The organism is Niastella sp. OAS944 (assembly GCA_024809215.1).
Lineage (GTDB): Bacteria > Bacteroidota > Bacteroidia > Chitinophagales > Chitinophagaceae > Niastella.
The window spans coordinates 103,725-121,339 of the sequence record JANUBW010000002.1 but is presented as its reverse complement, the minus strand read 5'-3'; the positions used below and the strand labels follow the sequence as shown (position 1 = coordinate 121,339).

Sequence of the window (17,615 nt, the reverse complement as noted above, 5' to 3'; positions counted from 1 at the left end):
TGCCTATTGCCTATTGAGAAAAAAACCCTCTCAGGAATGAGAGGGTTCATCACTATGAACAAAGCTGAATTAATCAGCTAAGAAATTTTAACAATATTCTTCAAATGCTGCTATTAGGTTGTGAGCGATCAGCTGGGCCGGACGGCCTTCGATCATATGCCTTTCAATAAAGTGTACCAACTGACCATCTTTGAACAGCGCAATTGCTGGTGAAGATGGAGGGTAAGGTAATAAATGCTCACGTAACTTCTTTACAGCATCAACATCATATCCTGCAAAGCTGGTAGTTAAATGATCGGGCTTTTTGGGTGAATTGGTTACAGCCATCAATACGCCGGGACGGGCAGAACCTGCCGAGCAACCACATACTGAATTGATCATTACCAGGGTTGTTCCTTGTGCTTTAATTTGATTATCAACATCTTCAGGGGTTAACAGCTCCTGGAAGCCATTGTCTGTCAACTCCTCTTTCATTGGAAGTACTATTTCTGTTGGATACATTCTACTATTTTTTAATTGAAACGCAAAACTACGTAAAAAGTTTATTTTAACCCGAAATCGGAATTTATGTCAGTGTAAAATGAATTTGACTGTAATTATGTCGTTGTGTTTTTAGTGCTTTCTGTCATTCCGTACGCAAAACCGGTGCTTTTTTGCAATGGTACATTGTTTGGGAATTAGGTACACGTACGTCAAAATTTAAAAAACAATAAAAATTAATAATCATGACAGTAAGACTGCACCATCCCGCTAGAAAATCATTCGATTCAGTAGTTGATGATTTCTTCAATTCTATTCCTAATTTATGGAACGATGGTTATAATGGCATTAATCTGGCCCCGGTAAATATTACCGAAACTGCCGAAGGTTTTAACCTCGATGTTAGCGTGCCTGGTATCAACAAAGAAGACATTAAGGTAAATATCGACAAAGGTTTGCTTACCATTAGCTATGAAAAGAAAGAAGAAAGCAAAACGGAAGATGCCAAAACCATTCGTCGTGAATTTGGTCATCGCAGCTTCAAACGCACATTTACAGTAGCTGAACAGGTAAATGCCGATGCTATTCAGGCTAAATACGAGAATGGTATTTTAAAACTGTACCTGCCTAAAAAAGAACAGGTAAAAGATACACCTAAACAGGTGGTTGTTCAGTAAAATAAGCAAAAGAAATATTAAAATTTTAGTTTCATAAGCAGTTGGTTTTGGTTTAGAAGGCCATCCACCTTTTGGTGGATGGTTTTTTTTATGTTTTGTCCTAACTTCGGCCCCCATGAGAGAACTCACTTCCTGTATCCGAAAGACGTTGGGATTGATCGTACTATGTATATTTTCTGGCTTATGTTCTTTAGCGCAGGACAAGCCGGGCGATACCACTACGTATCATGGCCGCAAGCATATCGACACCATTCCATTTGTTGTTGATTCTGCTGAAGTTGCCTTGCGTATAAAGAATCTCAATCCCTACTTTACCCTGCATGTTGATTCTTCGCTGGCATACAAGCTGGAGATCAATAAAGACCAGTCGAAATATTACTGGTTCCTGCGTAATTCGCCCATTGGCCTGCGCATTAATAAGGATAATGGTTTATTGACCTTTAAGGCAGAAAAATCATTTTTCCTTTCGGGCAAGCTGAAATATGATTATCAATATAAGGTAAGTGTGGGCGTACAGAACCTTGAATCATCCAGTGACCATGTAGACACTTCTTTTTATATCACATTCTATAATACCGACATCATTCAGTCGAAGATAAAACCAACCATCGGTTCTACCGTAATGGTTGATGAAGGCGATACAATAGCTTTTAAGGTACTTTGTGAGAACGGTAACTTTCCTATTGAAACCATCACCTTCTTTTCAAATATGCCGGTGAAGGGCGCTACATTGGTGAAAAAATGCGATGATGATTTTATATGGTCGCCCGGGTTTGATTTTGTAAAAGAATCTGACCCAGGAAAAGAGCGTACGGTGATCCTGAGCTTTGTTGGCGCCAATAAATTTATGGTACGCGATACTGCACAGGTAAAAATAGTGGTAAAGGATGCCCTGAACTATCCATTGACCGTAGAAGATTTTAAGCTTACCGTAAATGTGATCAATGGCTATGTGCTGCGGTTGAAGTATACCTTCCTGCAACTCGATAAAGGGGTAAAGAACACCAAATCGACCCGGACTACTTTTGATATCACCGGTTCAACCACTGCTTTAACCGGTAGTATACTTTCGTCTTCGAAAGGCGCCAACGAACAAAATATTGGAAAGATATTACCGAGTGTGGGCATTTCGCTGGTGCCTGTTAAGGAAGCGGTAGCTCCACAAAAGGTTTCTGAACAGAACCAGGCTTCGCAGGTGAGAACAGCCATCAAAAGATTGGAATATATGGTGAGCGATAACGCCCTGGTGGGCGAACGTGACCCCGATATAGCAAAGAAAACCGCCAAGCTAAAAGAAGAGTTAAAGCAAATGCAGGTTCAACTGGTAGATATTCCCATTGAAATTACCAGCGAAATGAGCGAGAAGGAATTGAACCAATACTTTAATAGCCCCAAGGTTATGAAGAAGTATAGGGTAAAAAAATGAGATAATTAGCTAATGAGATAATTAGCTAATGAGATAATGGGCTAATGGAAATACAATAAAAAAATCCTCGGCAAAGCCGAGGATTTTTTTATTAGCACATTTGCATATTATCTCATTAGCACATTTGTTCGTTAGGTTGTTATTGCTTCAACTATTGTTTAGGCTCACAACTTTTTCTACGAGTATCAATCAGATAATTTATCTTCCAACCATCTTCAAGTTTTACTAACTGGAAAGAATTAACGCCGCAATGGTGAAACTTTCCCTTGTAATAGAACTCATAAGGCGCCCAAACCATTGCCAGGGGGCCGTCGATGCGAATGGTCTCAAATTGTACACGTTCATCTGCCTCCCCTGCTTTACCCTGACCGGTGATCTTTACAAAGTCAGGGTATTTTTCGACCCGAACGTATATCTTTTTCTTCTTATTCGTTGCAACAGTGTGCAAAATAGGGTCGTCGGTAAAGGCCGATTTAAGTATTACAGTATCGGCGTTCTTCATGCCCTCAAACAACCGGTTAATGGTAGCTTTTACCGAATCTTCGGTTGTTTGGGCCTGTGCTACGCCTGCCAGGGCCAAGGTTATCGTAAATAGAATCGCAAATCGTTTCATGTGGGGTAACTTGACAAAAATCGGTGAACTAATATCCTAATATCTTCAGCATGCTTTGAGCTGTTTGCTCTTTCGCATACACCCAGTCCACCAATTTACCGTTTTTATCGTGACCGACAATAACGTGTTTGGGCGATGGAATAAGGCAGTGTTTAATACCGCCATAACCACTTATCTGGTCCTGGTAAGCGCCGGTATGGAAGAATCCCAGGTACAGCGGTTCGCCATTGTTGATCTTTGGCAGAAACACCTCATTGATATGCTCTTCCGAGTCGTAATAGTCATGACTGTCGCAGGTGATACCGCCCAGCACCACACGCTGGTACTCCTGGTCCCATTTGTTGATGGGCAGCATCAGGAACTTTTCCCCAATACCCCAGGTGTCGGGTAAGGTAGTGATGAACGATGAATCGATCATATACCAGTTCTCACGGTCGTTCTGCGTTTTTTGGCCAATAACGCTATAAATATGCGCCATGCTCTCCCCTACGGTATAGCTACCAAATTCGGTAAAGATGTGCGGCATGGGTACATTGTTCTTTTTGCAGGCTTTTTTAATGTTACCTACAATTTCATTGATCATGAACTGGTAATCGTACTCAAAACCCAGCGAGTGTTTAATTGGGAAGCCTCCGCCGATATTGATAGAATCCAGTTCAGGACATATTTTCTTAAGCTGGCAATACAGGTTTATCACCTTGTTAAGCTCACTCCAGTAGTAGATATCATCCTTTATCCCTTTGTTAAGGAAGATGTGAAGCATCTTCAGCTGAAAGCGATCTTCATTGCCCTCAATTTTGTCGACGTAAAATTCCAGTACATCCCTGGCCCTGAAACCCAGGCGGGAAGTATAGAATGGGAAGGTGGGCTCTTCTTCGGCAGCTACCCTGATACCCAGTTTGAAAGGGCCTTTTACTGATTTTTTATAATGTTGCAATTCCTCCCTGTTATCGAGGATGGGAATTACGTTCTTGAAACCGGTGTTCAGCAAATTGGCTATACGGCTGGTATAGGTCTTTTGCTTATAACCGTTACAGATGATAAATGTGTCCTTGGTGATCTTTTTACGATCATATAGCTTTTTGATGATCTCGATATCGTAGGCGTAAGATGTTTCGAGGTGAATATCGTGTTTCAGCGCTTCTTCAACCACGAATGAAAAGTGAGAACTTTTTGTACAGTAGCAGTAATTGTATTCGCCCTCATATTTATGCTTTTTGATAGCATTGGCAAACATCTTTTTTGCCTTTTTTATCTGCATACCGATCTTGGGAAGATAGGTAAGTTTCATGGGCGTGCCGTGTTTGGCAATAAGCGCTTTTAGGTCGAGCCCGTTAAAGTGCAGATAATTGTCTTTTACATCGAACCCTTCCTGGGGAAAATTAAAGGTTTGGTGCACCAGGTCGGTGTACGAGTTGTTCATGTACTGATTCGGGTTGCTGATGGCTGTGAATTTTAATGGTCAGTAAAAATTGTACCCAAACTGAAAAATTATTTGCAAAAGTAATAGTTTGATCAGTTTTTCAAATAAAAAAATAATAAAGTGTTCCAGGACACGATTGCCGATTCACGTTCTATATTAATTAAAACAAGAAGCCCCTCACTGTAAAGTAAGGGGCTTCAATATATTTGACGCTTTGTAAGCTTACTTTACAGAAGCGATCAGGTTTTTGAAAGTTTCAGGCTCGTTCATAGCCAGATCAGCCAGGATCTTACGATCGAGGGTGATCCCTTTCTGGTTCAGTTTGTGGATGAACTCAGAGTAAGTGATACCTTCTGCGCGAACAGCAGCGTTGATACGAGCTATCCACAGTGCGCGGTATTCTCTTTTCTTTAATTTACGGCCTACATATTTATATTGTAGACCTTTTTCCATTACGTTTTTCGCAACGGTATATACGTTTTTACGTTTGCCGTAGTAACCCTTGGCAGCTTTCAGAATCCTTTTGCGGCGTGCCCGTGATGCTACAGCATTTACTGAACGTGGCATATCTTAAATAAGTTTGAAATTTGAAAATTGGTTAAATGGGATCACAAGATTACTTCAGTCTCAGCAAACGCTTAACGAAGTCAACGTTAGATTTGTGTACAACACCATCTTTGTTGAGTGCGCGTTTACGGCGTTTAGATTTTTTGGTAAGAATGTGACGCTTGAAAGACTTCTGGTGAGTGATCTTGCCGGTGCCGGTTACTTTGAATCTTTTTTTGGCACTGGAGTTTGTTTTAACCTTTGGCATGAGTTAACTACCTTTTGCTGTGATACCCTGCTGGCGCTCCCAAACTGATGGGAAACTTTTTGGGCCTTGTGGGCAATGTTTGTTTTATGGTTATAGCCAATAAAACGTAAAATGGAGCGCAAAGGTAGGTTTTTTTACAACAACTTACAAAAGATTAGCCGGAGAGTTTGAGAATTTGTTATGGCTGATTATTAAGGGGTTAGCTAGTTTACTCTTTATTGTACTTCTTAGCAGGGTTCCTTTTATTGTGATATACAGAAGTTATTAAAACTGTTTTCTTCTTTTCATCAACTAAATATATGAGATAAAACGGGTATTTTTTTAATGTGATCTCCCTAAGTTCTTTATAGCTTTTTCTGTAACGAAGTGGGTTCGCGCAAACCGTTTCAACAGCATCATCAACAGCGGCTATGAAATTTTCAGCGGCTTTTTCACTTCGTTCAATATACCATGAATAGGCTGCTTCATACTCATTGGCGGCAATCGGGTCAAAACGGAACTTATACTTCATCTATTTTGAGCCTTTTGACCTGATAGCTTTAAGTCTTTTTTTCATTTCGCTGGCACTAACCATTTTACCCCCGTTTCGGTAATATTCCACTCGTTTATCAAGTTCAGCCTTAAATTCTTCAGAATACTCTACTTCCTGCTCAATCTCATTTTCAAAAAGGGTATAAATAGCTTTTACCTTTTTCTCCCCAATCGAATCTATGAATTTATGAAGCTTCTCCCTTAATACTAAATTTGTCATATTCACGGCATTTGAAACAAATTTAAGTAAAATGAGCCCTAAAATAAAAAAAGCACCCCTCCTTGCGGAAGAATGCTTTTAAAGCTCGATTGTATTTTAACCCTTAGGCTTCTTTCGGTTTCTTCGATTTGCCTTTGGGCGAAATGATCATCAGCATGCGTTTGCCCTCGAGTTTAGGTAAGCCTTCGGGCTGTCCTACTTCTGCCAGGCGTTCTGCGAACTTCAACAATACCAGCTCACCCCGTTCTTTGAACATGATGGCGCGGCCTTTGAACTGCACGTATGCCTTTACTTTATTACCTTCTTTCAGGAAGCTTTCGGCATGACGGGCTTTGAAATCAAAGTCGTGATCATCTGTACCAGGCGTAAAACGGATCTCTTTTACCTCAGCCGTTTTACTTTTCGACTTCATCTCCTTTTCCTTCTTCTTCTTCTCGTACAGGAATTTATTATAATCAATGATCTTACAAACGGGTGGGTCAGCCTGCGGCGATATCTCTACCAGGTCGAGCTGTTGCTCTTGCGCCATTTTCATAGCTTCCTGAATAGAATATACTCCTACTTCTACATTATCGCCAACCAACCGTACCTGGGGTACGCGAATCATGTTGTTGGTGCGATGTTCCTGCTGTTGCTCTTTTCTGAATCTGGGATTGAAATTACCTCTCGGTTGTCGCGGTGGAAATGCCATTTAAATCTTTTAATTAAACAATTTTTTTAGTGTGGCGCCCAGGCTACTATCTGTTGCGCCGGTTTTGAATGTTGATTTTGTTTTCGAATTTATGTTACGGATACAACTGTTCCTCGTTCTAAGTTATGAAATCTAAACGAACTTGCAACTACAAACTTATTCTCCCCTGCGTTCTTTGATCTCGGCTTTTGCTTCGTTGATGAACTGTTCCAGTGTTTTGGTAATGTTACCCGCATCGCCCTTACCCTGCCGGCGTACAGCCACCTGTCCTTCATTCGCTTCTTTTTCGCCAACAACCAGCATGTAAGGCACTTTCATTAACTCGGTATCGCGGATCTTTTTGCCAATTTTTTCATTCCGGTCGTCCACTTCTGCACGAATATCTGCATTTTTCAGCGATTCCAAAACACTATTTGCGTACGGCAGGAACTTGTCACTTATTGGCAAAATCTTTACCTGAACCGGCGCCAGCCACAACGGGAACTTACCGGCATAGTGCTCCAGCAAAAAGCCAATAAAGCGCTCATGGGTGCCAAGCGGTGCCCGGTGAATGATCAATGGGGTATCTGAACCATTATCCTTATTGGTATACTCAAGTTTGAAACGGCGGCCCTGGGCAAAGTCAACCTGGTTGGTAGCCAGGGTAAATTCACGACCAATTACGCTCCAGATCTGTACATCGATCTTAGGACCATAAAAAGCCGCTTCATCGGGTATCTCTACATAAGGGATGTTCGATTCAATTAATACCTGGCGAACCATTTCCTCGGTTTCTTTCCAAAGCTCCGGTTCGTTCACGTATTTCTGTCCCAGTTTGGTAGGTTCGTGCAACGATAAACGCATCACGTATTTGTCTATACCAAATATTTTAAAGTATTTCTGGTACATGTCGTTCACTGCCTTGAACTCAGCAGCAAACTGTTCGCGGGTACAATAAATATGTGCGTCGTTCATGTGTAAACAACGTACACGCATAAGGCCAAACAGCTCCCCGCTTTGCTCGTAACGGTAACAGGTACCATACTCAGCAAGGCGCAGAGGCAGGTCTTTATAGCTTCTGAGCTCAGCACCAAATATTTTGTGGTGGTGCGGACAGTTCATTGCCTTCAGATAGTATTTTGTTCCATCCAGTTCCATAGGCGGGAACATACTATCCTGGTAATACGGCAGGTGACCGCTGGTTAAATACATGCTTTCTTTAGCAATATGCGGGGTTACCACCCTTTTATAACCGGCGGCTGTTTCGGTTTCTTTGGCCAGTTTTTCCAGCTCTTCAATAATGATGGTACCGTTTGGCATCCATAAAGGCAAACCAGGGCCAACATCATCATCCATGGTGAAAATGCCTAATTCCTTACCCAGTTTACGGTGATCGCGTTTCTTAGCCTCTTCGAGCATGGTGAGGTATTCATCCAGCTCTTTTTGGGTTGGGAAAGTAACGCCATATATACGGGTAAGTTGCTTATTGTTTGAATCGCCTTTCCAGTAAGCGCCGGCAATGCTGGTAAGCTTAATGGCCTTGATAGGCGCGGTTGACGGAATATGCGGTCCGCGGCACAGATCGGTAAAGTTACCCTGGGTGTAAAAGGTAATGCTACCATCTGTAAGGTTGCTCAACAGATCGAGCTTATATTCGTCGCCTTTTTCGGTAAAATATTGAATGGCCTCGGCCTTGGGCATTTCTTTACGAACGTAGTTGCTGTTCTTTTTGGCCAGTTCGTTCATTTTCTTTTCCAGGGTGGCCAGGTCTTCTTCCGTCAGTTTGCGGTCGCCCAGGTCCATATCGTAATAAAAGCCGGACTGGCTTTCCAATGCCGGACCAACCCAGAATTTTACACCAGGGAACAGGCTTTCGACCGCCTCAGCCATCAGGTGGGCCGAAGAGTGCCAGAAGGTTAATTTACCGTCTTTATCGTCCCACGTCAATAAATTAAGGGTAGAATCCGTGTAAATGGGTCGCGTGGCATCCCACACCTCGCCATTTACTTTTGCGGCCAATACTTTTCGAGCCAATCCTTCGCTTATCGACTTGGCTATTTCCAAACCAGTGGTTCCTTCGTTGTACTCCCGTACATTTCCATCCGGGAAAGTAATTTTAATCATTTTAAGACTCCCTTTTTGTGTGGACCGGTTATACAAACCTATTTCCGTTGGTGTTGTATTTCCGGAAGAACGGCAAATTTAACGAACAATTTGCAGACCACCATTTACGATATGTGTCGTAAAAAACTAATTATTAAGTAATTTGCCGGGTGGGGTTCCTGGTTCAGGGGAATATTATGGAAAGGGACCTGATATAAAATCAGCAAAATCAGATGAAATCAGTTTTACTTTTTGTGCTTTTGGGCATTGGCTTTGGCGTACAGGCACAGGACCTTACCGGTATATGGCGGGGAAATTTTAAAAGAACGCCTGTTGGGGCCAATGGGCGTATGCTGGAGCTATTGGGTGGTGATGAACGTTATAAATTTGAGGTTCAGTTAGATCAGAATAGTAAAAGTTTTCAGGGTGTTACCTACTCCTACCTTACCACGGTGTTTTATGGTAAAGCCACCTGCCAGGGTACGGTGAACCCTGCTACCAAGCTGGTACGCATTGAAGAGCTGAAAATTGTGGAAGTTCGTATGGCCGGCGGCAGCGACGCCTGTGTAATGACCCTGAACATGAAATATTCCAAAGAAGGCGACGAGGAGTTTTTGGAAGGAACCTACAGCAGCTTCAATACACGGGATTCAACCAATTGCGGCAAAGGCACTGTGTTTCTGCGTAAAGTAACCACTTCTGATTTTTATGAAGAGCCTTTTTTGGTTAAACGTAAAAATGAAAAGAATAAACCGGCAATAACCAAGATCGCTCCCCGAAAAGATACGGCAACAAAAACAGCTGTTGTAAAAACAACAACTAATACTTCAACGACACAATCCACAACAACTAAAAAGATCACTACTACTACTAAAAAGACCACCACCACTTCTGTAACCAAACAACCACAAAAAACAGACGTTACTAAGGCGCCTGCCGAAACCAAGCCTAATGTAAAAATTGTACAGGTTGATACGGTGAAAAAGGTTGATGTAAAAGTGCCGCCGCTGGCTAATATTCCTACGCCCAAAGTATTGGCAAGCCGCGAAAATGAACTGGTAAAGACCATTTCTACCAGCGCAACGGAAATTGAAATAAATATCTATGATAACGGTACCGTTGATAATGATACCATATCGGTATTCCTTGATAAAAAACTGGTGCTTTCGAAAAAACGGTTAACCGAAAAAGCGATTACCCTCAAGGTAAATCTCGATGAAAATGCTAATTATCATGAACTGGTAATGGTGGCAGAGAACCTTGGCGAAATTCCGCCCAATACTTCACTGATGGTAGTAAAAGCCGGTAAGCAGCAGTATGAAGTAAGGATCACTTCAACTGAGCAGAAGAACGCGGTGGTAGTGTTTAAATACGAGAAGTAACTACTTACATAAACGGTATCGCATGCCTTAATTTTAGTTGGTAAATTCCATTAAAATTAAGGCATGCGTTTTTTGCTACCCCTGCTGCTTGTATTAACAATGGATGCCAATGCGCAACTGCTTACGGGTGTGTGGGGTGGAATAAGAACTCAAAATGCGGGTGGTTGTTTTCCTGAGTACTCAACTGAGCTGCATATTATTCATATGCAAAACAACTCGTTCATGGGAAACGTGTACAGTTACGATCATGAACGCTTCACCAAAATAAATTTTACCGGCAAATACAATCCCCTCACCCATCGCATTGTAATAATTGAAAGCGCCGTTTTGCAGTATAACGTGCCCGATAGTTGTATTCCCTGCATAAAGACCTATGAACTTACCTTTTCAAAAAATGGCCTTAGTGATATACTGCAGGGTGAATGGCGCGGGCACGAAATGGGCAATAACAACAATTGCCAGCCCGGCAAAATATCGCTTTCGCGTTTAGCAAAAAGCAACTTTCCTATTGATGTTTATCAGAACGATACCCTGGCCAACATGCAAAAGAAACTGAAGTTACAGAACAGGGAAAAAGATGTGGTGCAAACCATTTCCATCGATACAGCCTTTATTAAAATTGAACTGTACGATAATGCCGAAATTGATGATGATACGGTATCGGTATTCCTCAATAATACTTTGCTGCTTTATAAAAAAAGGTTGACGGGCAAACCACTGGTGCTCGATGTTAATGTTTTTGCCAATACAGAATATGAGTTAATGATGTATGCCGAAAACCTGGGCCGCATTCCGCCCAATACTTCACTTATGGTGATCACTGCCGGACGAAAAAGATATCAGCTGCACCTGTCGTCGAGCGAGCAGAAAAGTGCGGTGGTGAAGTTTAAGTATGTTCCTTTATAACTATCTTTATCTCATATTCAATTTGACTCTAATACGCATTTAATGAGTTTAAAGAATTTTAAACCGGTTCATTGGTTATATAATCTCTTTCATTACAAACAATTACTGCATAATAAAAAAGCGTATAAGAAATACAACCTGCATAAATCGCTCATAGCTTCTGTTTCAAGCAAAGACTTTCCCGATAAGGAATCGCGTGCCTGGCTCGATGTAGGTGATTCTGCACTAATAGCATCAAAGAAGGAAGGCTTTGAACAGTTCTCGCCCCAAATTCAGCAGAATATTATTCAATGGAGTGAAAAGGGATATATGATACTGGAGAATTATTTTTCACCAGCTACCTGCGACGCCATTAATGAAGAAATTGATAAACTGATGAAGAACGGCACCCTGCAATTTAAATGGGGTAACAAATTGATGTTTGCCAATAAAAAGTCAGAACTCATACGCCAGGCAACTCAGGATAAAGTAATAAGCCGGCTACTTAATTTTTTGCTCGATAAAGAAATGGTGCCTTTTCAAACCATCAACTTTATAAATGGCAGCGGACAAAGGGCGCATTCAGACAGTGTGCATATGACAACCTACCCGCTGGGTTATCTTATAGCCATTTGGGTTGCGCTGGAAGATGTGCATGCTGATAGCGGCCCGCTCTTTTATTACCCGGGCAGCCATAAACTGCCCTATCTGCTCAATAACGACTGGAATGCCAATAACTCGTTCCTTTCATTAGGGAAAAATGATTACCCCGATTACGAAGATATGGTTGAAGAATTATTGGAAAAGAACAAATTTCCCCGGCAGGAACTGCTTGCTAAAAAAGGTGATGTTTTAATATGGCATGCCAACCTTATACATGGCGGAGCGCCTATTCGCAACAAGGCGTTTACCCGTAAAAGTATGGTAGTGCATTACTATGCCAGCGATGTTATTAAATACCACGAAATAACCGAACGGCCTTCTTTATTATCATAATCTTAGCAGCTAAAACCTGAAGTTCCAGGTAATGGAGGGTATAATGGGAAATAGCGATACCTGCTGGGTTTTCATGGTCAATGAACCGTCGTATGGGCTTCCATCCTGACTAAAATAAATAAAGTAAGGGTTCAACCTGCTGTATACGTTATAAATACTAAACACCCAGCTTTGCTGCCATCTGCGGTTAGGGTTTGTTTTGGGGGTAAGCGTGGCCGAAACATCCATTCTGTGATAAGGCGCCAGCCTGTATTGATTGATCTTGCTGTACTCCTGGGTAAACACGCCGCCTATTACATAAAAACGTTCGGGTAACGAAACGGCATTGCCACTTCCATATACAAATACGGCCGAAAGCTTCCATTTTTTGTTGAACTGGTAGGTTCCTACCACCGACAGATCGTGCCGGCGGTCATATTTCGACGGGTATTTTATGCCTTCATTAAGTGTATCGAACTGCCGCCAGGTCCACGACAAGGTATAACCTATCCACCCGGTGAATTTGCCCCTTGTTTTATTTATAAATAGTTCCGTTCCATAGCTCCAGCCTTTTCCAAAAACAAAATCTTCTTCGGGATCTTTTAATGATGGCGTATAACCCTCGCGGTATTCAATTTGATTGTTCATTCGTTTATAATACACTTCCAGTGAGGTTTCCAGCATATTATTGGCGAAGTTCCTGAACAACCCGGCTGCATATTGCCAGCTTGTTTGTGGCTTTACCCGGTAGGTGCTGGGCACCCAAAGATCGGTAGGCAGTGTTGACCCGGCATTACTAACCAGGTGAATGTATTGCATGTTTTTGGTAACAGCTGCCTTTAGCGAGGTTTCGTCATCAATGGCGTAGCGCAGCGTAAAACGGGGTTCAAACCCATGGTAACTTTCTACCGGTTTATTCCTGCCATAGGAAATGCTATCGCTTTTGTTACCATTAATGTCGTTTGAAAAGATCTTGTATGGCCCCAGTTGAACAAAACGGCTATACCTTATGCCGGCATTTAGTTTTATGCGCGGGCTAATTTCCCAGTCATCCTGCAGGTAGATACCGGCTTCACCGGCATATTTTTTCATTTCATTATTTGGGTAGAACCGGTTGTCGCCCTGATTGCCGCTGAGTACATTGGGCGTAAATGTATGATAGGTAAAAGCCGCGCCAAACCGCAGTTTATGTTGCGTGGAAGCATACAGGTCGAAGTCGGATTTGGCGCTCCAGTCGTGAATGCCCGATGACAATTTTATGTTGAAATCGTTTTGTGCGGCGCCAAATGAAAAAGCATAATCATTATATACTACTGTTGTATTGGCAAACAGTTTCCGGTTAAACACATGGTTCCATCTTAAAGTAGCTGTTGAATTACCCCAGGGAATATCGGCTTTAAAAGCCCGGTGCGAATTGCGGTAGGTGAATACATCTCTTCCAAAATAACCGCTCAGGTACAGGCGGTCTTTATCTGAAAAAATATAATTCACCTTGGCGTTGAAATCATAGAAGTAATAGCCCGAGCCATAGAAATCACTATTCTTCGAAATAAAAGGTTTAGCAATGAGGTCAACATACGTGCGGCGGCCCGAAATAATAAAGGAGGATTTGTTCTTTTTAAGGGGGCCCTGTATCGACAACCGCGAGGCGATGGCCCCAATGCCGCCTTCGGCTTCAAACTTATTCAGGTTGCCTTCTTTCATGGCCACATCGAGCACAGAAGATAAGCGGCCGCCGTATTGGGCCTGCATACCGCCTTTTACCAGCGAAATATTCTTTATAGCATCGGAGTTGAAGATGGAGAAAAAGCCAAACAGGTGCCCGGTATTATAAACAATGGCGTCATCGAGCAAAATGAGGTTCTGATCGGGGCCGCCGCCGCGAACATATAAACCAGTATTGCCTTCGCCGGCATTACGAACACCCGGTAATAATTGCAGGGTCTTTAACAGGTCGGTTTCACCCATGAGAACGGGCACCGATTTAACCTGGTTAATGGAGAGATCGATCTTGCCCATTTGGGCGTTGGCAACATTACCATCACGTTTACGTGCCGAAACGATCACTTCCTGTAGAACCGGCTTTGCTGTAAGTTGAAAGTTTTGTTCAATGTTCTTGTCGAGCGAAATGGTCTGTTGCTGCATTTGGTACCCGGCAAAGGTGGTTATTACCAGGTAACTGCCGCGGGGTAATGTTATAGAATAGAAACCAAACTGGTTACTTACAATTCCTTTTCCATGCCCGTTAACGGAAACCGTTGCACCAATAAGTGTTTCGCCCGACAGGGAATCCCTTACATATCCGCTCAATGTGAATTTGTCCTGTGCCTGGGCGCACAGGGCACTACATACCCCAAATACTATCGCAATTAATCTCAACATGTGCAGGAGTTTCCGTTTTCGTTTGCCGGCATACACCGGTGAACGGGAAACTACTCCTAATAGCTAAGTGAATCCTCGACCGAGCCGCAATTCAGCATTTCACTACCGAAGTAGGGATTTTTTATCTCCCGTTCTTTGCTGATCCAGTAAGCCCCTTTATTGTCAAAAGCCATTGGGCAATATTCCCAGTACAAAGGAGTTTGCCCGCTGTACCGTACCGTGCGAATAAGGGTATACATGGCATCAGCTATCATTGCAAATTCTTTTCTTTTATTTTTCAGGTCTTTTTCTGCTACCAAAGCCTGGGCCGAACCACTGATGGTGCTGGTATAAGTAACGGCAGTTTCCTTTATTACTCCGGTGCTGTCACCTTTAATTTCATTTACTCTCAGGCTATCGGCAGCGGTACGCAGGGTGAGCGCAGCGGCAGATGCTTTGGCTGTATCACTGGCTACCAGCGCATCTTTCAGGTTGTTGTAAGCATCGAGCAATTGGGTGAACGACTGTTTAAATACATCGCTATTGTCAGAGATCGATAAAGGTTTTTGTTTTTCGCCTGCGGCTGCTTTATCAGTGTTTTTATCCTCGTTTTTGCACAAAAAGGGGCGGGCAATCAAAACAATTACTGCTAGTAAAATAACTACGATTAGCGTTTTTTTCATCCTGTTAATGTTTAGTATTCGATCCGGATAAGGGTCAGTAGGCAATTCACAGAAATAATCCTGCCGGATTTCCGGGGCTGCGAGCCTTACCTGGGGTTTTATGGTTCAAAGATAAAAGAATAAGCTAACATTACTGGTTCATATACAGGGGATTTCGTATGAATTGACCTTTCGCAACTTTCTGTGCATCAACTTTGGCTATTATCTTTCACAACGGCCTTATTTGTTATATTTTTGCAGATCATTTGATGTAAAAATTTATGCTGGCAGGATTAACGAACGTAACTTTTGAATTTGGGGCCCGGGCAATTGTAGAAGATGCAACCTGGCATATTCAACCCAACGAACGTATAGGTTTAATTGGTTATAACGGAACCGGAAAATCAACCTTATTAAAGCTTTTAGTAGGTCAGTACCAGGCCTCGGAAGGTACGGTGGAACGCAGCCGCAACACGTCTATCGGCTATTTGCACCAGGATCTGTTAAGTTTTGATACCTCGGATTCCATTTTACAGGTAGCGCTTGGCGCCTTTGAGCGGGTAATGCAACTGGAAAAGGAAATTGAAGAGCTGGGCAAACAGCTCGAAAACTCCCCTACCAGCGGTATCAGCCAGGCCGAAACCGATGCCCTGTTACACAAATATTCCGACCGCTTACACGAAATGGATACCCTCGACGGGTACAACATTCACCATAAGACCGAAGAGGTTTTACAGGGGCTTGGCTTTTCGAATGCCGATCTGCAACGACCCTACCGCGAATTCAGTGGTGGCTGGCGGATGCGGGTTTTGCTGGCCAAAATGATCTTGCAGGCGCCCGACCTGTTACTGCTTGATGAGCCTACCAACCACCTTGACCTTCCTTCAATTGAATGGCTCGAAAAATACCTGATCCATTACCAGGGTTCGGTAGTTATCGTAAGCCACGATAAATATTTCCTCGACCGTATGGTTACCAAAATAGTTGAGGTATACCAACGGCAGCTGCATATTTATAATGGCAACTACACCTATTATGAAACGGAGAAGGTGCAGCGGGTTGAATTGCAGCAACGGGCATTTGAGAACCAGCAGGATTATATTCGCCAGCAGGAACGCTTTATTGAGCGGTTCAAGGCAAAGGCTTCAAAAGCCGCTGCTGCGCAAAGTGCCATGAAGCGCCTCGAAAAGCTCGACCGTATTGAAGATGTGGCCATTGAGCGCCCCAACATCCGCATCAACTTTCAGGTAGATAAAGTACCCGGAAAAGTATTGTGCGAGTTGAAACACATCACCAAAAAGTTTGGTAATAATACGATCGTTGAAGACGCACATGCCGAAATAAACCGGGGCGATAAGATCGCGCTCATTGGTGCAAACGGTAAAGGAAAATCTACCCTGCTGCGCATCATTGCCGGCACCGAGTCGTTTACCGGTGATCGCAAATGGGGCCATAACGTTGATGAAAGCTTTTATGCCCAGCACCAGTTAGAGGCGCTGGATGTAAACAATACCCTCATAGAAGAAATGAAGGCGGCCGGCAGCCAGAAAACCGAACAGGAGTTACGTACCCTGCTTGGTTGTTTTTTGTTTGGCGGCGATGATATTGATAAAAAGATCAAAGTATTGAGCGGTGGTGAAAAAGCCCGGATAGCACTGGCGAAGACCATCATCAGCAAAGCGAATTTCCTGATGCTCGATGAGCCTACCAACCACCTCGATCTACACTCGGTTGAACTGTTGATCGAAGCTTTGAACAAATATGAAGGCAGCCTGATCTTCGTTAGCCACGACCGGTATTTTGTATCGAAAGTGGCCAATACCATTTGGGAAATTGATAACCACGAAATAAAGACCTTTAGCGGTGGTTATGAAGAATGGAACGAATGGAAAGAAAGACAAAAGCAACGGGCTGAGGCGGCCGGTGGTCAAAAAGAGGGCGGAAATAAAAAACAGGAACCTGTAGCAAAAAAGGCAGAGCCGGTTCAGGAAGTTAAACAGCCCGTAGTGGAGGTAAAACCTCAGGGCCCCATTAATAAAGAACTGAAAAAGGAGTTGCAGAAACAGCAAAAAGTGTTTCAGCAGCTCGAGGAAAAGATAGCCCAACTGAACAAACAAAAAACAACACTGGAGGCCCAGTTAACGGCGCCGGATACTTATTCAGACCGCAATAAGTTTGTTCAAACAGAAACAGAATACAAAAAAGTGAGCGAGGAATTGAAGCTGGCGAATAAACAATATGAGGAGGTGTTTGAGAAGATAATGGAGCTGGAAGCGCAATCCTGATGTCCGAAGTCTGAGGCCTGAAGTCAGAAGCCTGAAGTCGGAAGTCTGAAAATGCAGAACTGTATTTTCTGACCTCTGACTTCTGACATCCGACCTCAGATATCAGAC

At 42.9% G+C, this 17,615-nt stretch carries 17 protein-coding genes; 6 read left to right on the top strand and 11 right to left on the bottom strand.

What is annotated here, in order from left to right; genetic code table 11:
- Nucleotides 1–87 precede the first annotated feature (87 nt).
- On the bottom strand, nucleotides 88–501 hold the full coding sequence (locus GGD38_RS11110) for a BrxA/BrxB family bacilliredoxin (RefSeq protein WP_132564923.1): 414 nt from the start codon (nucleotides 499–501) through the stop codon (nucleotides 88–90).
- Between the two features lie 224 nt (nucleotides 502–725).
- On the opposite strand from GGD38_RS11110, the gene GGD38_RS11105 reads away from it, so the two are divergent.
- Together GGD38_RS11105 and GGD38_RS11100 are read left to right on the top strand one after the other, a co-directional pair.
- On the top strand, nucleotides 726–1,157 hold the full coding sequence (locus tag GGD38_RS11105) for an Hsp20/alpha crystallin family protein (protein WP_375300790.1): 432 nt from the start codon (nucleotides 726–728) through the stop codon (nucleotides 1,155–1,157).
- 115 nt (nucleotides 1,158–1,272) lie between these two features.
- Entirely contained in the window at nucleotides 1,273–2,583 is a 1,311-nt protein-coding gene (locus GGD38_RS11100) for a hypothetical protein (RefSeq protein WP_375300791.1), read from the top strand.
- 151 nt (nucleotides 2,584–2,734) lie between these two features.
- Here the strand turns inward: GGD38_RS11100 and GGD38_RS11095 are convergent, their stop codons facing one another.
- The 8 genes from GGD38_RS11095 to thrS all read right to left on the bottom strand — a co-directional run bounded on the left by GGD38_RS11095 (nucleotide 2,735) and on the right by thrS (nucleotide 8,978).
- A complete protein-coding gene (locus tag GGD38_RS11095) occupies nucleotides 2,735–3,196 on the bottom strand; it encodes a nuclear transport factor 2 family protein (protein WP_375300792.1) in 462 nt (153 codons plus the stop codon).
- Between the two features lie 28 nt (nucleotides 3,197–3,224).
- On the bottom strand, nucleotides 3,225–4,619 hold the full coding sequence (locus tag GGD38_RS11090; protein ID WP_375300793.1) for an arginine decarboxylase: 1,395 nt from the start codon (nucleotides 4,617–4,619) through the stop codon (nucleotides 3,225–3,227).
- Between the two features lie 222 nt (nucleotides 4,620–4,841).
- Nucleotides 4,842–5,186, bottom strand: a complete 345-nt coding sequence (gene rplT, locus GGD38_RS11085; RefSeq protein WP_132564908.1) for a 50S ribosomal protein L20 — start codon at nucleotides 5,184–5,186, stop codon at nucleotides 4,842–4,844.
- A 49-nt stretch (nucleotides 5,187–5,235) separates the two neighbouring features.
- Complete coding sequence (rpmI, locus tag GGD38_RS11080) at nucleotides 5,236–5,433, bottom strand: 50S ribosomal protein L35 (RefSeq protein ID WP_375300794.1); 198 nt, start codon at nucleotides 5,431–5,433, stop codon at nucleotides 5,236–5,238.
- A gap of 208 nt (nucleotides 5,434–5,641) precedes the next feature.
- The gene (locus GGD38_RS11075) at nucleotides 5,642–5,944 is read right to left on the bottom strand and encodes a type II toxin-antitoxin system RelE/ParE family toxin (RefSeq protein ID WP_375300795.1); all 303 of its coding nucleotides are present in this window, start codon (nucleotides 5,942–5,944) and stop codon (nucleotides 5,642–5,644) included.
- A complete protein-coding gene (locus GGD38_RS11070; RefSeq protein ID WP_375300796.1) occupies nucleotides 5,945–6,184 on the bottom strand; it encodes a hypothetical protein in 240 nt (79 codons plus the stop codon).
- Between the two features lie 103 nt (nucleotides 6,185–6,287).
- Nucleotides 6,288–6,875, bottom strand: coding sequence for a translation initiation factor IF-3 (infC, locus tag GGD38_RS11065; protein ID WP_375300797.1), 588 nt, complete (start codon nucleotides 6,873–6,875; stop codon nucleotides 6,288–6,290).
- Nucleotides 6,876–7,031: 156 nt separating this feature from the next.
- Nucleotides 7,032–8,978: a threonine--tRNA ligase gene (gene thrS / locus GGD38_RS11060; protein WP_375300798.1), complete on the bottom strand. Its 1,947-nt coding sequence runs from the start codon at nucleotides 8,976–8,978 to the stop codon at nucleotides 7,032–7,034.
- Nucleotides 8,979–9,190: 212 nt separating this feature from the next.
- On the opposite strand from thrS, the gene GGD38_RS11055 reads away from it, so the two are divergent.
- From GGD38_RS11055 to GGD38_RS11045, 3 genes are all read left to right on the top strand, one after another.
- Nucleotides 9,191–10,339, top strand: coding sequence for a hypothetical protein (locus tag GGD38_RS11055; RefSeq protein WP_375300799.1), 1,149 nt, complete (start codon nucleotides 9,191–9,193; stop codon nucleotides 10,337–10,339).
- Nucleotides 10,340–10,402: 63 nt separating this feature from the next.
- Nucleotides 10,403–11,245, top strand: a complete 843-nt coding sequence (locus tag GGD38_RS11050; RefSeq protein ID WP_375300800.1) for a hypothetical protein — start codon at nucleotides 10,403–10,405, stop codon at nucleotides 11,243–11,245.
- Nucleotides 11,246–11,287: 42 nt separating this feature from the next.
- A complete protein-coding gene (locus GGD38_RS11045; protein ID WP_375303817.1) occupies nucleotides 11,288–12,220 on the top strand; it encodes a phytanoyl-CoA dioxygenase family protein in 933 nt (310 codons plus the stop codon).
- 9 nt (nucleotides 12,221–12,229) lie between these two features.
- Here GGD38_RS11045 and GGD38_RS11040 read toward each other — a convergent pair whose 3' ends face one another.
- A complete protein-coding gene (locus GGD38_RS11040; RefSeq protein ID WP_375300803.1) occupies nucleotides 12,230–14,581 on the bottom strand; it encodes a TonB-dependent receptor domain-containing protein in 2,352 nt (783 codons plus the stop codon).
- Nucleotides 14,582–14,637: 56 nt separating this feature from the next.
- The gene (locus tag GGD38_RS11035) at nucleotides 14,638–15,243 is read right to left on the bottom strand and encodes a DUF3347 domain-containing protein (protein ID WP_375300804.1); all 606 of its coding nucleotides are present in this window, start codon (nucleotides 15,241–15,243) and stop codon (nucleotides 14,638–14,640) included.
- Between the two features lie 260 nt (nucleotides 15,244–15,503).
- Here GGD38_RS11035 and GGD38_RS11030 point away from each other — a divergent pair, with 260 nt between their 5' ends.
- Nucleotides 15,504–17,507: an ABC-F family ATP-binding cassette domain-containing protein gene (locus GGD38_RS11030; protein ID WP_375300805.1), complete on the top strand. Its 2,004-nt coding sequence runs from the start codon at nucleotides 15,504–15,506 to the stop codon at nucleotides 17,505–17,507.
- The last annotated feature ends 108 nt before the right edge of the window (nucleotides 17,508–17,615 follow it).

Excerpts from the sequence above, each read along its gene's own strand:
- rpmI (WP_375300794.1), bottom strand. The coding sequence starts at position 5,433 with ATGCCAAAGGTTAAAACAAACTCCAGTGCCAAAAAAAGATTCAAAGTA.
- GGD38_RS11075 (WP_375300795.1), bottom strand. The coding sequence starts at position 5,944 with ATGAAGTATAAGTTCCGTTTTGACCCGATTGCCGCCAATGAGTATGAA.
- thrS (WP_375300798.1), bottom strand. The coding sequence starts at position 8,978 with ATGATTAAAATTACTTTCCCGGATGGAAATGTACGGGAGTACAACGAA.
- GGD38_RS11110 (WP_132564923.1), bottom strand. The coding sequence starts at position 501 with ATGTATCCAACAGAAATAGTACTTCCAATGAAAGAGGAGTTGACAGAC.
- GGD38_RS11045 (WP_375303817.1), top strand. The coding sequence starts at position 11,288 with ATGAGTTTAAAGAATTTTAAACCGGTTCATTGGTTATATAATCTCTTT.
- GGD38_RS11100 (WP_375300791.1), top strand. The coding sequence starts at position 1,273 with ATGAGAGAACTCACTTCCTGTATCCGAAAGACGTTGGGATTGATCGTA.
- rplT (WP_132564908.1), bottom strand. The coding sequence starts at position 5,186 with ATGCCACGTTCAGTAAATGCTGTAGCATCACGGGCACGCCGCAAAAGG.
- GGD38_RS11070 (WP_375300796.1), bottom strand. The coding sequence starts at position 6,184 with ATGACAAATTTAGTATTAAGGGAGAAGCTTCATAAATTCATAGATTCG.
- GGD38_RS11035 (WP_375300804.1), bottom strand. The coding sequence starts at position 15,243 with ATGAAAAAAACGCTAATCGTAGTTATTTTACTAGCAGTAATTGTTTTG.
- GGD38_RS11105 (WP_375300790.1), top strand. The coding sequence starts at position 726 with ATGACAGTAAGACTGCACCATCCCGCTAGAAAATCATTCGATTCAGTA.
- GGD38_RS11055 (WP_375300799.1), top strand. The coding sequence starts at position 9,191 with ATGAAATCAGTTTTACTTTTTGTGCTTTTGGGCATTGGCTTTGGCGTA.
- GGD38_RS11050 (WP_375300800.1), top strand. The coding sequence starts at position 10,403 with ATGCGTTTTTTGCTACCCCTGCTGCTTGTATTAACAATGGATGCCAAT.
- infC (WP_375300797.1), bottom strand. The coding sequence starts at position 6,875 with ATGGCATTTCCACCGCGACAACCGAGAGGTAATTTCAATCCCAGATTC.
- GGD38_RS11040 (WP_375300803.1), bottom strand. The coding sequence starts at position 14,581 with ATGTTGAGATTAATTGCGATAGTATTTGGGGTATGTAGTGCCCTGTGC.
- GGD38_RS11095 (WP_375300792.1), bottom strand. The coding sequence starts at position 3,196 with ATGAAACGATTTGCGATTCTATTTACGATAACCTTGGCCCTGGCAGGC.
- GGD38_RS11090 (WP_375300793.1), bottom strand. The coding sequence starts at position 4,619 with ATGAACAACTCGTACACCGACCTGGTGCACCAAACCTTTAATTTTCCC.
- GGD38_RS11030 (WP_375300805.1), top strand. The coding sequence starts at position 15,504 with ATGCTGGCAGGATTAACGAACGTAACTTTTGAATTTGGGGCCCGGGCA.